At 59.3% G+C, this 12,705-nt stretch carries 9 protein-coding genes; 4 read left to right on the top strand and 5 right to left on the bottom strand.

Annotation, left to right across the window (positions count from 1 at the left end; translation table 11 throughout):
• The first annotated feature begins 258 nt into the window (after positions 1 to 258).
• Positions 259 to 729 (top strand): Panacea domain-containing protein, encoded by a 471-nt coding sequence (locus FGL65_RS01415; RefSeq protein WP_147819179.1) that lies wholly within the window; start codon positions 259 to 261, stop codon positions 727 to 729.
• Between the two features lie 11 nt (positions 730 to 740).
• Positions 741 to 1,505 carry a hypothetical protein gene (locus FGL65_RS01410; RefSeq protein WP_147819177.1) on the top strand — a complete coding sequence of 255 codons (765 nt, stop codon included), beginning with the start codon at positions 741 to 743 and terminating at the stop codon, positions 1,503 to 1,505.
• Positions 1,506 to 1,550: 45 nt separating this feature from the next.
• Here the strand turns inward: FGL65_RS01410 and uvrA are convergent, their stop codons facing one another.
• The 5 genes from uvrA to FGL65_RS01385 all read right to left on the bottom strand — a co-directional run bounded on the left by uvrA (position 1,551) and on the right by FGL65_RS01385 (position 8,872).
• Positions 1,551 to 4,316, bottom strand: coding sequence for an excinuclease ABC subunit UvrA (gene uvrA, locus FGL65_RS01405; protein ID WP_147819175.1), 2,766 nt, complete (start codon positions 4,314 to 4,316; stop codon positions 1,551 to 1,553).
• An 888-nt stretch (positions 4,317 to 5,204) separates the two neighbouring features.
• Positions 5,205 to 5,621 (bottom strand): ATP-binding protein, encoded by a 417-nt coding sequence (locus FGL65_RS01400; protein WP_147819173.1) that lies wholly within the window; start codon positions 5,619 to 5,621, stop codon positions 5,205 to 5,207.
• Positions 5,622 to 5,627: 6 nt separating this feature from the next.
• Positions 5,628 to 5,957 (bottom strand): STAS domain-containing protein, encoded by a 330-nt coding sequence (locus FGL65_RS01395; RefSeq protein ID WP_147819171.1) that lies wholly within the window; start codon positions 5,955 to 5,957, stop codon positions 5,628 to 5,630.
• Positions 5,958 to 5,960: 3 nt separating this feature from the next.
• Positions 5,961 to 7,901, bottom strand: a complete 1,941-nt coding sequence (locus FGL65_RS01390) for a SpoIIE family protein phosphatase (RefSeq protein WP_147819169.1) — start codon at positions 7,899 to 7,901, stop codon at positions 5,961 to 5,963.
• A 2-nt stretch (positions 7,902 to 7,903) separates the two neighbouring features.
• On the bottom strand, positions 7,904 to 8,872 hold the full coding sequence (locus FGL65_RS01385) for an ABC transporter substrate-binding protein (RefSeq protein ID WP_250645544.1): 969 nt from the start codon (positions 8,870 to 8,872) through the stop codon (positions 7,904 to 7,906).
• 412 nt (positions 8,873 to 9,284) lie between these two features.
• Between FGL65_RS01385 and FGL65_RS01380 the strand changes: the two genes are divergently transcribed.
• Together FGL65_RS01380 and FGL65_RS01375 are read left to right on the top strand one after the other, a co-directional pair.
• On the top strand, positions 9,285 to 10,946 hold the full coding sequence (locus FGL65_RS01380) for a calcium-binding protein (protein ID WP_147819165.1): 1,662 nt from the start codon (positions 9,285 to 9,287) through the stop codon (positions 10,944 to 10,946).
• A gap of 544 nt (positions 10,947 to 11,490) precedes the next feature.
• The gene (locus tag FGL65_RS01375) at positions 11,491 to 12,705 is read left to right on the top strand and encodes a CgeB family protein (protein WP_147819163.1); all 1,215 of its coding nucleotides are present in this window, start codon (positions 11,491 to 11,493) and stop codon (positions 12,703 to 12,705) included.

Below are 12,705 nucleotides of genomic sequence, written 5' to 3'. Positions count from 1 at the left end.
TTCTCAACCGCCTTGATAGTTTTGTTGAATATATTGATTTATTTTAGTCGGTTATGCTTATCCTCTTGGAGGGTGTTCTTTGTTTGGAATGGCCGAATATAGGGTGTTGTATTTTTCTGTGAAAGGCGTAGAATAACATCGCTTGTAACCTACTATTTCGAATGTTTTTTGGGATTATTTTTTGCTTGCAGTCTTTTGAGATGGCGAATATCCGACAGATGGGAATTGGCTGCCAAAAGAAGTCGTTTGAGGTGTGATGTGACTACCATTAATGATGCTTGCGATTATATCATTTCTAAGCTTTCCGCTGATGATGTGGGATTGAGTGTTCTTAAGCTTCAGAAATTACTCTACTATTGTCAGTCATGGCACTTAGCATTTGGTCAAGGGAAACTGTTTGAGGGGAAATTTCAAGCTTGGGTTCATGGGCCAGTGAACCGTGAAATCTATGATCGCTTTAAAGACGACAAAATGCTTTATTCTGCTGTCGTACATGAAGATATCAGAAAAGATTTTAAAGCAGAAAGTATCCCTGAAAAGGCTCGTCAGTGCATAGACGCTGTCCTTGATGTTTATGCAAAATATACAGGTGACCAGCTTGAGTATTTGACGCACCAAGAATTGCCGTGGAAAGATGCTCGAGGGAGGCTGGAGCTGCATGAACGTTGTGAAAATGACATTTCAGAGGACACTATGCAGCAGTTTTATGCAGCTAAGTTAGAAAAATAACTTGCACTAAAATGCCTACTGATTTTCAAATCCCTATTCCTAGTGATGGAGAAGGGCCTTTCATAATAGCTCGGCCACCCGCGCCAGAAGGTACCAAGCTTCCCCAAAAATGGACTTTTTCTTTTAAGTATTGGAAACAAATCGATTATTTCGGGCTTGATAGATCTGAATCTGCTTGGTTTGTCTCGTTAATTGAGAAGTTACACAAATTATCAGAAGAAGAAATTGAGCGTTTTCTATGTGATTCTAGAAAGAGAGATGGCTGGAGGTATCACAAAATTAATTGGGGGCAGAAGAATATTCCAGTCAAGATTGATGATTTAGACTGGGTTCCTACTAAGTATCGTAGTAACCAAGATGAGTTCGCCTTTGTTCAGTTTCAGGTGTCGCAGTCTTTGGGGCGTGTCGTCGGGTTTTGGGATGAGTATTCTATTTTTAATATAGTGTTGCTTGACCCCCTCCATAATATGCAGCCTGCTAAAAGCTATGGCTACAAAGTTAGCCCATGCAACCCATTAAACTGCGATTACACAACCTTGTTGAGTGCTTTAGAGGATGCCTTACATCTAAAGTGTGAAAATGAAGATTGTGGGCTTGTATCTTATATACAAAGCATAAAGACAAGAAAGAAAGAGTTGGCCGAACATGGCGTTTGTATATTTAGGCTAACAGACGAAGATTTTGAGTTTATCGAGCTTCTTGGGGAGGGAGGCACGATAAAGGATGTATATGATATTTTCCAAGCAGGCTTAGAGGTTATCGTTAACAAAACTTGATAGATAATGTGAAAAAGGGAGCGTCCTGCGCTCCCTTTCTTCTTTTTAGATGAGGAATTTGCCGGTCACCGAGTCGGGGTTGGCGATGATCTCCTCCGGTGTTCCCGAGGCCACGATTTGGCCGCCGTGCTCGCCGCCGCCCGGTCCCAGGTCGATGACATGGTCCGAGCTCATGATCACGTCGGTGTTGTGCTCGATGACGATGACGGTGGCTCCCTTGTCCACGAGCTGGTGCAGCACGCGGATGAGCTTGCCCACCTCGTGCATGTGCAGGCCGGTGGTGGGCTCGTCCAGGATGTACAGCGCGCCCGGCAGGCTGCGCTTGCCCAGCTCGCGGCTGATCTTGATGCGCTGCGCCTCGCCGCCCGAGAGCGTGGTGGCGGGCTGGCCCAGGTGCAGGTATTCCAGGCCCACCTGCTCCAGCACCTCCAGCCGCCTCTGGAGCGCGGGGTGGTGCTCGAAAAAGGCCCGGGCCTGGCGCACGGTCATGTCCAGCACCTCGGCGATATTCTTGTCCTTGTAGGTCACTTCCAGGGTCTGGGCGTTGTAGCGCCTGCCCTTGCAGGTGTCGCAGGTCACGTAGACGTCCGGCAGGAAGTGCATTTCGATCTTGAGCTGGCCGTCGCCCTTGCAGGCCTCGCAGCGGCCGCCCTTGACGTTGAAGCTGAACCGGCCCGGCTGGTAGCCGCGTTTCTTGGATTCCTTGGAGTTGGCGAACAGCTTGCGGATCTCGTCGAAGATCTTGGTGTAGGTGGCCGGGTTGGAGCGCGGGGTGCGGCCGATGGGCGTCTGGTCGATGGAGATGACCTTTTCCACCTGCTCCAGTCCCTCGATGCCGCCGATGCGGCCCGGGTTGTCTGCCCGGTTGCCCATGTGCAGCAGCAGGTGCTTGTAGAGCGAATCCACCACCAGCGAGCTCTTGCCCGAGCCGGAAACGCCCGTGACGCAGGTGAGCATGCCCAGCGGCAGGTCCACGTCCACGCCCTTGAGGTTGTTGGTGGTCACGTTCCTGAGAGTGATCTTTCCCTTGGGCTTGCGCCGCTCCGTGGGGATCTCGATGCGCATGTCGCCGCGCAGGTACTTGCCGGTCAGGGATTCGGACTTGAGCAGCTGCTCGGTGCTGCCCTGGAACACGATCTCGCCGCCGAGCATGCCCGAATTGGGGCCCAGCTCGATGACGTGGTCCGCGTGGCGGATGGTGGGCTCGTCGTGCTCGACGACCAGCACGGTGTTGCCGCGCTGCTGGAGCGAACGCAGAGTGTTCAGGAGCCGCTCGTTGTCGCGCGGGTGCAGGCCGATGCTCGGCTCGTCCAGCACGTAGGTCACGCCCACCAGGCCGGACCCGAGCTGGGAGGCCAGGCGGATGCGCTGGGCCTCGCCGCCGGAAAGGGTGCTCATGTTGCGGCCCAGGTTGATGTAGTCCAGGCCCACGTTGACCATGAAGCTCAGCCGGTGGCCCAGCTCCTTGAGCAGGGGCTCGGCAATTAGGTTATCGTGCCCCTGGAAGGTGAGGCCCTCCAGCCATTCCAGGGCGCGGCGGATGGACATGGACACGAAGCCGTGGATGTTCTTGTCCTGCACGCGCACGGCCAGGGATTCGGGCCGCAGGCGCGCGCCGTCGCAGGCCGGGCAGGGCCGGGTCTGGCGGAAGGTTGTCATCCAGTGGTCCCAGACGTCGGCCTGCTGGAATCCGTATTCCAGGATGGGGATGACCCCGGACCACCCGGTCTTGTCACAGCCGTGGAACAGGGCGTCCCAGGCCTTTTCCGAGAACTGGTCCAGGGGCGTGTCCAGGGTGAAGCCGTGCTCCTTGCCCAGTTTCTGGAGCTGCGGGCCGTACTGCTTTTGGCGGTAGGCGCTCTTCCAGGGGATGATGCCGCCCTGGTTCAGGGACAGGCCCCGGTTGGGGGCCACCAGGTTGGGCTCGAAATAGTCCATGGAGCCGATGCCGTTGCAGGTGGGGCAGGCTCCCTGGGGGCTGTTGAAGGAAAAGAGCTGCGGGTTCAGGCGCGGCATGGAAATCTTGCACGACGGGCAGGTGGAGAGCGTGCTCATGGGCCGGTCGCCTTCGTTGTCGCCGCCCACCACGGAGATGATGATCCGCTCCTCGCCGTATTTCAGGGCCAGCTCCACGGAGTCGGCCACGCGCTTCTTTATGCCGTCCTTGAGCACCAGCCGGTCTACCACCAGGTCGATGGTGTGCTTCTTGTTCTTTTCCAGCTCGGGGACCTCGTCCAGAGGCAGGGCCTGGCCGTCCACGCGCACGCGTACGAACCCTTCCTTCTTGAGCCTGGCGAAAAGGTCCTTGTGCGTGCCCTTCTGGTGCTCCACCAGCGGGGCCAGGATCAGGAACTTCGCGCCCTCGCCCATGGCCATGACCTCGTCCACGATCTGGTCCGTGGTCTGGGCCTCGATGGGCTTGCCGCACTCGGGACAGTAGAATTTGCCGAGGCGGGCAAAGAACACGCGCAGGAAGTCGTAGATCTCGGTCACCGTCCCCACGGTGGAGCGCGGGTTGCGCGAGGTGGTCTGCTGTTCCAGGGAGATCGCCGGGGAAAGGCCCTCCACCTTGTCCACCTGTGGCTTGTCCATCTGGGGCAGGAACTGGCGGGCGTAGGCGGAAAGGGATTCCACGTAGCGACGCTGGCCTTCGGCGTAGACGATGTCGAAGGCCAGGGTGGACTTGCCCGACCCGGACGGGCCGCAGACAACCACCAGCTGGTCGCGGGGGATGTCCAGGGTCAGGTCCTTGAGGTTGTGGTGCCGGGCGCCTTCTATATGGATACAGTTGTTGTCGGTCGTTTTGGTCATCGGCAGATAGTAAACATTCCTAAAAAATTGGCAAGTCGAATTCGTGTATTCTTATAGGATAGTCATGGCTGGCGCTTGACCATTTTGATCACGATTTCGAAACGATACCGGGTCGCTCGCCCCCCTGCAAACAGGTCAAAATTTTTTGTCCCGCACAGGGGCTTCCCCGGCAACGTAAAATATTTTGTACTGTTTTCGGGTGCGAAACAGGTGGCGCGGTCTTTCTTTGTTGCTCTCTAACTTATTGAAATAAAATGAGTAAAAAATAAATTTGATGTTTTGCTGAAGTTTGGCACGGCAGGTGCTTATAGAAAAGCATCCTTCTTTTGCAATACGAGAAATCAAAGGCTCCCAGGGACGGTCCCTCGGGGGCCTTCTCGTTTTCTGGCGGGTCATGCATCCGGGCTGGCTGTGTTGCCGCAAAAGGAACAGACCCTCGCGTATGTGGGAATACGCGTCGGGCCTGTGTTTTTCTTGTTCCTGGCATTCGACCACTTCTTGCCAGCCTGAGCTCATGGCCTGTATTTTCCTTGGGCTTAGCCAGTTTGCCTTGGCTCGTGTTTGTTTTGCGACGTTCCTGTCTTTCGCAGAATATTCCGGGGGCCAACAGAAGTGAACCATGAGATGAGCGAAGCGAATCCATGCGTTCCCGGCATGATGGGACGACGATGCTCCCGGATTAATAAATCAAGCGGACACAAGAGAGATTACAAAAGGTCGACGCAGGGCAAAAATAGGCAGGGAGGGATTGGGGGAGAGGTTGCAGGAGAGGGGGCAAGGGAGGGGCGGCCCGGAGCCGCCTCCCTTGCCCCCTCTCCTTAAAATGGTTCTCGAAATTTTCCAAAAGGGGGTGGTACAATTTTTTATCCCTTCCCCCGATCAAGCCAATCAATCCAGGGCCAGGCAGACCGTGAATTCGTTCATGTCGCCGTGGCGGATGTATTCGCAGTGGGCGGCCATTTCGCGGATGAGATAAATGCCCAGGCCGCCGATGCCGCGTTCTTCCAGGCCGGCCCCGGTGTCGGGCGCGGCGGCTTCCAGGGGATCGAAACGGGCGCCCCAGTCGCGCATGGACAGGCAGAAGACCTCGCGCCCGTCGTCGAGGGCCTTGCGGGTGCAGTTGATCTCCATGTCGCCCCCGGAATCGGGGTAGGCGTAGGAGCCGATATTGACCACCAGCTCCTCGAGCACCAGGTCGAGCTTCAGGACCACGGCCGGGGAGACCCCCAGGGTCTCGGCGTGGGACTGCACAAAGGCGCGGGCCTCTTCGAGCCGCTCCAGGGTGGCGGGGATGCGCAGCTTCATGGCGGCTCAGGCCGAGAAGGCCTCGTCCTCGGAGGAGAACATCTTGAACATGCCCATGAACCCGGAGATCTGGAAGACCTCCTCCACCATGCCGGTCAGGCCGCAGAAGCGGACGTCGCCCTGCTTGGCGCGGATGCGCTTGGCCGCGGTGAGGATGCTGCGCAGCCCGGCCGAGCTGATGTATTCGAGGCCGCTCATGTCGCTGACCACGAGCAGCTCGCCCTGATCCACCAGTTCCAGGAATGCCTTTTCATATTCCGGGGCCGTGATGGCGTCCATGCGCCCGGAGATTTTGAGCAGGGTGCCTTTGTCTTTCTTTTCCGTCGTGATGTCCATGTGCTAATCCTTGGGGTCGCATTTTCCGCAAAATTGCATGGCCAGCATGGTGATGTCGTCCGACTGCTCGGCGCCACCGGTGAAGGCCTTGAGTGATTCGTTGACGGACAGGACCAGGTCCGTGGCCGACTGCCCGTTGCATTTGACCAGCAGTTCCATGAGCCGATCCTCGGAGTAGAGCTCCTGGGCCGCGTTCATGGCCTCGGTCACCCCGTCCGTGTAGATGAACAGGATGTCGTCCTTGGCCAGGGTCATGCTCTTGGTGGAGTATTCCATGCCTTCCATGACGCCCGCAATGGGTTCGTGCAGGGAGGGCAGCCATTCGGGCTCGCCGCCTTTGGCCAGGTACACGGGCGGATTGTGCCCGGCATTGGCGTAGCGCAGCTCGCCGGTCTCGATGTCGATGATGGCCAGGAACAGGGTCACGAACATGCAGGATTCGTTTTCCTCGGCCAGGTCGGCGTTGACCTTGGTGAGTATGTCGCCCGGGTCCAGGCCGCGCTCGGCCACCACCTTGAGCAGGGTCTTGGTCACGGCCATGAAGAAGGCCGCGGGCACGCCCTTGCCCGAGACATCGCCCACCAGGAAGCAGAAGTACCGTTCGTCCACGAAGAAGAAGTCGTAGAGGTCGCCGCCCACCTCGCGGGCGGGCTCGATGGTGGCGTAGATGTCGAATTCGCTGCGTTCCGGGAAGGCCGGGAACAGCTTGGGCAGCAGGCCCATCTGGATGTCGTGGGCGATGCGCAGCTCGGATTCGATGCGTTCCTTGACCGCCGTGGTGGTGGTCAGGTTCTCGATGTATTCCTTGAGCGAGTATTTCATGACCTTGAAGGAGGCGGCCAGGTCGCCCACCTCGTCCTTGGTCTTTATGTTCGGCAGGATCAGGTCCAGGTTGCCCGAGGCGATCTCGTGCGCCGCGCCCGTGAGTTGGCGCAGGGGGCTGGTGATGGAGCGGGAGAGGTAGACGAGCAGCGCGGCCAGGAGTAGGAAGCCCGCCCCGGCGATGATGATCATGGTCCGGGTCAGTTCGGTCACGTCCGCGAAGAGCTCGTTTTTGGGAAAGACCACGCCCAAGGACCAGTTCTGCTCGGGCAGGGGCAGGTAGTAGAGGAAGGCCTTGTCGCCTCGGGAGAGCCGCTCCAGCTCCACGAAGCCGGAAAGCCCCTTGCGCATCTTGCGGCCCACGTCGCGCATCCAGGGCATGTTCATTTCCTCGGCCAGGGTGAAGATGGTCTCGTTCATGACCAGGTCCTTGTTGGGATGGCTGATGAACGAGCCGTAGCGCGAGAGCAGGAACACGAAGCCCGTGTCCAGCACCTTGATGTCGGCCAGGGTCTTCTGGAGCCAGCCCAGGTCCACGTCCGCGGTGACCACGCCCGCAAAGTGCTTCTTGCCGTCCCTGGTGCGGTAGAAGGGCACGGAATAGGTGGTCATGAGCGCGTGGCCGCCGCCCTCGTCAAAGTAGGGCTCGGTCCAGATGGGCTTTTCCAGCTCCTTGGCCAGCTGATACCAGTCCATGTAGAAATAGCGGTAGGAGGCGCTGCCCAGGTTGGTGCGGGCGATGCGGTTCCCGGACCGGTAGTGGTAGGGCGAATAGTAGAGCCGGGTGCGGTCGAAGCCGTAGGGCTCGAAGGCCACGGCCGTGCCGAAGATCTCCGGGTTGTTGGAGAGCACCCGGTGGCCGAGGTCGTTGATGAGCTCGTCCGAGAGTTCGCCTTCCTCCAGGGAGTAGGAGATGCTCTGGGCCACCTTCTGCACGGAATTGAGCACGTCGTTGATGCGGTTCACCGTGGCTTCGGCCAGGTGCCCCCCGTCCCGTTCTGCCAGCTCCACGATGATCCGGCGGGAGACCATGTAGTTGTAGCCCACGATGAAGGCCAGGATCAGGGTGGTGCAGATCAGGGTCAGCGCCGCTATCTTGAGGGAAAGTCCTTTGAACTTCACGGTTACGGCCCCTTGTAGAAGTCTTGGTAGGAGGGCGCTCGCCAGATGAACCCGTTGGACAGCAGCGCGGCCTTGGTGCGTTCATAGTCGCCCCGTCGCAGGGTTGTGTCGGGCGTGTCCTTGCCGGCCGGAAGGATGATGTCCTTCATGCGGGCCAGCATCCAGCGCTGGTGGGCCCGGTTGGCGCGCACCTTCTGCTGCTTCATGCGCCCGATGATCAGTTCCAGGGTCTCGTCCGGGTGCTCGAAGGCGTATTTCCAGCCCAGGGCCGTGGCCTCCACCAGGGCGCGGGTGGCCTCGGGGTTCTTGAGCAGGGTGGATTCCAGGCAGTAGAGCCCGTCTTCCGGGAAATTGAGATCCAACTCGCTGAAGAAGAAGGTGACCATTTCGTCGTCGTCCAGGCCGTAGGACTTGAGCGTATGGTATTCGTTGTACCACATGGCAGAGACCGCATCGAGCCCGCCGCGCAGGAACAGGTCGAAGGAGGGGGACTGCTGGATGATGTCCACGTTGATGCCCAGGCGCTTGAACAGGGCCCGGGGCTGGAGCTGGAACTGCCTTCCCCACATGCCGATACGCATGCCCTCCAGGTCGACGATGGATTCGATGCCCGAGTTCTTGCGCGCCACGAGCATGAGCGCGGATTTCTGCACGAACTGGCCCACGTTGACCACGGGCATGCCCGCGCCGCGCCGCTCGATGGCCGTGGTCAGGAACATGGTGCCGTAGTCGGCCTTGCCCTTGGCCAGCCATTGGGCCACGTCCACATCCGGGCCGCCGGGGATGATCTTCACCTCCAGGCCGCGCTGGGCGTAATAGCCCTTTTCCTGTGCCATGTAGAAGCCCGCGAACTGGGCCTGGGCGTACCACTGCAGAACCACCCGTGCCTTGTGCGCGGCCCGCGCCGGGGCCGGGACGGCCAGCAGGCAGGCTGCGACGAGCAGGGCTATGGGCAAGCATATTCGTTTCAAGGAGTCCCCCCGGTCAACGCTCTTCATGCCTGCATACCGCGATAACGTTTTCAAATCCAGACAATTAGAGATGCGGGCGGCCCGGGGGAGGAAAACACGTTTTCGGCGGGTTGTTTTCGCGCGGAAACATGTCTTATGGAAAATAGGGAATTCATAAGCGGTCGTGATGGCAACCCTCTATAATTGACCGTGTGCCGAATCTTGAGTAAATGCCAACGGCAGCTGTTTGAATCCATATTTTTTTCGAGGAGTAGATGTGCCCAGAAATGCTTTGGATATCAAATGGTTCGACTCAGCCCCTGGCAATGAATCTGTAGTTGCGGACTCTGCAAGCTCCTCGCCGGATGACCCGGACGACTCTCCCTCCCCTTCCGAAACGTCAGAATCTGCCCCCGTTGTTTCCTTTGCGGACATGGACGGCGACGGCGATCTCGATATTGTCGTGACCCCGGCCTCCGGCGACGGGTACTGGATTGAGAACGAACTCGGCAGGGAGGCGGAAAGCCTCTTCGCCCACGAGGTGTTCAGTCAGGTCACGCCCACGGCCATGGGCGTGGGCGACGTGGACGGCGACCATGTGGACGACATCGTGGTGGGCCATGTCTCCGGGGCCAAGGTCTTTTTCAACAAGGGCGAGTGGGCGGTCAAGAACCTGGGCATCGTCCTGCACAGCCCCCGGGCCATCTCCGTGGAAGACCTGGACGGCGACGGGGACAACGACATCCTCATCCGGGACAGCCGCGAACTCACTCTCATCCAGAACGATCACGCCTCCCTGGGGGCGCAGAACCTTTCCTGGCCCGGCCTGGGCGACCATTCCTTTCTCAGCGTGGTGAGCATTGCGGGCCCCGCCCCGAGCAAGGGGGTGCTGACCCTGGATGCGCAGCGTGGCATGCTCGGCATTGTCCGCTTCGACGGGCAGGACTGGCAGCCCTTCATGCCCCTGGAATCCGCGCAGGATGCCGCGGAACTGTTCGAGCACGTGCGGCCCGGGGACCTGGACGGGGTCGTGCTCACGGACGAGAACGACAACGAGGTCCGGGTGGGGGTCGGCGAGGGCGGCGAGCTGGTGCTCAATCCCGTGGAACAGCCCGGCGATACGGAGACAAGCGCCTCGGATCCGGGCGAAGCGCACGATGCCGCGCCGGAAAACACCCTTGAGGGCGGGCAGGAGGATTATCAGGATCTGTGGTCCTCGGCTTCCCTGTCCGAGGCTCCCCTGGGAAAGGGAATGGGCAGCCCCGATCTTTGCCTCCGTTTTTCCCCGGTTTCCGAACTGGACTATTCCGCGAGCGACAGCGGCGTCCGGGTGGATCTTTCCGCGGGGGAAGCACAGGAAGCGCCGAAATACTGGTGGCTGAGCCCGGAGGGGGAATCCTGGAAGGTGGGGGCCGCCGTCACCGATGTGCGCGGCTCAGACCACGCCGACACCCTGACCGGCGATGACCGGGCCAACGATCTGCACGGTCTCGGCGGCAGCGACGAACTGCATGGCCGTGGCGGCGACGATTTCCTCCAGGGCAATGCGGGGAACGATTTTCTTTACGGCGAGGATGGGGATGACACCCTGCACGGCGGCCAGGACAGCGACATGCTTTACGGCGGCGCGGGGCGTGACGCCCTTTTCGGCGACAAGGGGGACGACTACCTGTTCGGGGGCGACGGCGACGACACCCTGGAGGGCGGCAACGGCACGGACTATCTTTTCGGGGATAGCGGTGACGACGGCCTGTACGGCGGTAACGGTTCGGACGTCCTTTACGGCGGCGACGGCCAGGACACCTACCATTACGACAGCCTTTCCGAGGCCGGGGATACGGTCTACAGCTTCACCCACGGGGAGGACCACTTCGAGTTCGAGTTCGGCTCCCATGTCCTGTACGACGTTTCCCAGCCCTATTCCGGATCGCTGGGCCTGGAGGGCGACGGCTTTGTCTGGGAGGATACGGGCGGCTGGTTCGGCCATCTCTATTACGACCCGGACCTGAGTACGGCCGGGGACGAGACCCTCATTGCCGAGGTCTCCCTGGAGGGCGACGACGCCCTGACCGTGGACGATCTTTCCGTGGTTTAAAATTTTGGTCCGAGGCGGGGCGCTCCCCGGCGATGTAAAATATTTTGTACTGGTTTCGGGTTCGAAATGGGTCGTTCAGTGTTTCTTTGTTTCCATATAAGTATCTGAAATAAAATGACTAAAAAATAAATTTGCGTGTTTGCAAAAGTTTGGCACGGCAGGTGCTTATAGAAAAGCATCCTTCTTTTGCAATACGAGAAATCAAAGGCTCCCAGGGACGGTCCCTCGGGGGCCTTCTCGTTTTCTCAGGCTGGCGATGCATCCGCGCTGACGGCGTTGCCGCAAAATGATCACACCCTCACGTATGAGGAATACGCTTCGGTCTTGATCTTTTTTTGCGCCTTGCCAGCGCGGCGCCTCACCAACCTGGGCTAATGTCCTGTGTTTTTTCGTTTCTGGCACTCGACCCCCTCTCCTCAAAATGGTTCTCGAACAAAGTCAGGTGATTTGCTGCCCCTGTTGCCCGGAGGGCACGGTACTTTTCCTTCAGCTTCCCCCGCGCTTTTCTGGACAGAGCGCCGCAGCACGGGTACATCTCTGAACTATGGATCAGAACATCGTACCCAACCAGCCGAAGTTTCGCGGGAAAATGCCGCGCGTCCTGCTGCTGACCAGCCAATACTTCATCATGGGCGAGCTCGTGGCCGCCATGGAGCGCCTGGGCGTGCCGCACCGGCTGCTCGACCTGGCCGCCAAGGAGATGGACCTGCAGCAGTTCGTGGAGCTCATGACCACAACCCTGGCCGAGTTCAAGCCGGACGTGGTGCTTACGGTCAACCACCTGGGCGTGGACCGGGAGGGCGTGCTCATGTCCATCCTGAACCAGCTCAAGGTGCCGCTGGCCAGCTGGTTCGTGGACAATCCGCACCTGATCCTGGACGCCTACAACAACCTGGACGCCGGGCGTACAATTCTTTTTACCTGGGACGCGGACACCGTGGAAAGCCTGGCGGACCGGGGCTTCGAGGCCGTGCATCACCTGCCCCTAGGCACGGACCCGCACCGCTTCCGGCCCGAGGGACGCCCGGTGGACGACGCGCTTAGGGCGCGGGTCTCCTTTGTGGGCAATTCCATGAAGAAGAAGACCGAGCTGCGTTTCGTGGCCGCCCGGCCTTCCTTTCTTATGGTGGAAAAGGGCTTCGACATCGCCGAGGGATTCGTGGAGGCCGAGGACCACACCGTGCGTGAATACATGCGCCGGGAATGGCCGCAGGTGCTTTCGGACATGGACCGGCTGCCGCGCGAGCGCGCCCTGGCCTTTGAGACCTACCTGACCTGGCTGGCCACCTGTCTGTACCGCCGCGAGTGCATCATGCGCATCATGCCCTATGAACCGCTCCTGGTGGGCGACGACGGCTGGACCGAGCTGTTCAAGCGCGTCAAGGGTTGGCGCTACCACAGGGAGCTGGCCTATTACGACGAACTGCCCGATTTCTACCTGGCCAGCGACATCAATTTCAACTGCACCAGCAAGCAGATGAAGGGCGCGTGCAACCAGCGCGTCTTCGACGTGCCCTGCTGCGGCGCATTCCTGCTCACGGACCACCGCGACCAGATCGAGGACCTGTTCGAACCGGGCAGGGAGGTCGTCTTCTATAAAGATATGGATGAAATCCCGGCGCTCATGGATAAATACCTGAACGACGCCGAGGCCCGGCAACGGGTGGCGGCCGCCGCCCGCAAGCGGGTGCTGGCCGAGCACACCTACGACCATCGCGTGTGCGCCATGCTGGAACTCTTGAACCAGACCATCGGATAA

Source organism: Salidesulfovibrio onnuriiensis, assembly GCF_008001235.1.
GTDB lineage: Bacteria > Desulfobacterota > Desulfovibrionia > Desulfovibrionales > Desulfovibrionaceae > Pseudodesulfovibrio > Pseudodesulfovibrio onnuriiensis.
Note: the sequence above shows the minus strand (reverse complement) of the source record. Positions and strands in the feature narration are given on the sequence as shown.

What these genes read in the sequence shown, in the direction of transcription:
- FGL65_RS01410 (WP_147819177.1), top strand. Translation starts at nt 741, where the DNA reads ATGCCTACTGATTTTCAAATCCCTATTCCTAGTGATGGAGAAGGGCCT.
- uvrA (WP_147819175.1), bottom strand. Translation starts at nt 4,316, where the DNA reads ATGACCAAAACGACCGACAACAACTGTATCCATATAGAAGGCGCCCGG.
- FGL65_RS01400 (WP_147819173.1), bottom strand. Translation starts at nt 5,621, where the DNA reads ATGAAGCTGCGCATCCCCGCCACCCTGGAGCGGCTCGAAGAGGCCCGC.
- FGL65_RS01395 (WP_147819171.1), bottom strand. Translation starts at nt 5,957, where the DNA reads ATGGACATCACGACGGAAAAGAAAGACAAAGGCACCCTGCTCAAAATC.
- FGL65_RS01380 (WP_147819165.1), top strand. Translation starts at nt 9,285, where the DNA reads ATGGACGGCGACGGCGATCTCGATATTGTCGTGACCCCGGCCTCCGGC.
- FGL65_RS01375 (WP_147819163.1), top strand. Translation starts at nt 11,491, where the DNA reads ATGGATCAGAACATCGTACCCAACCAGCCGAAGTTTCGCGGGAAAATG.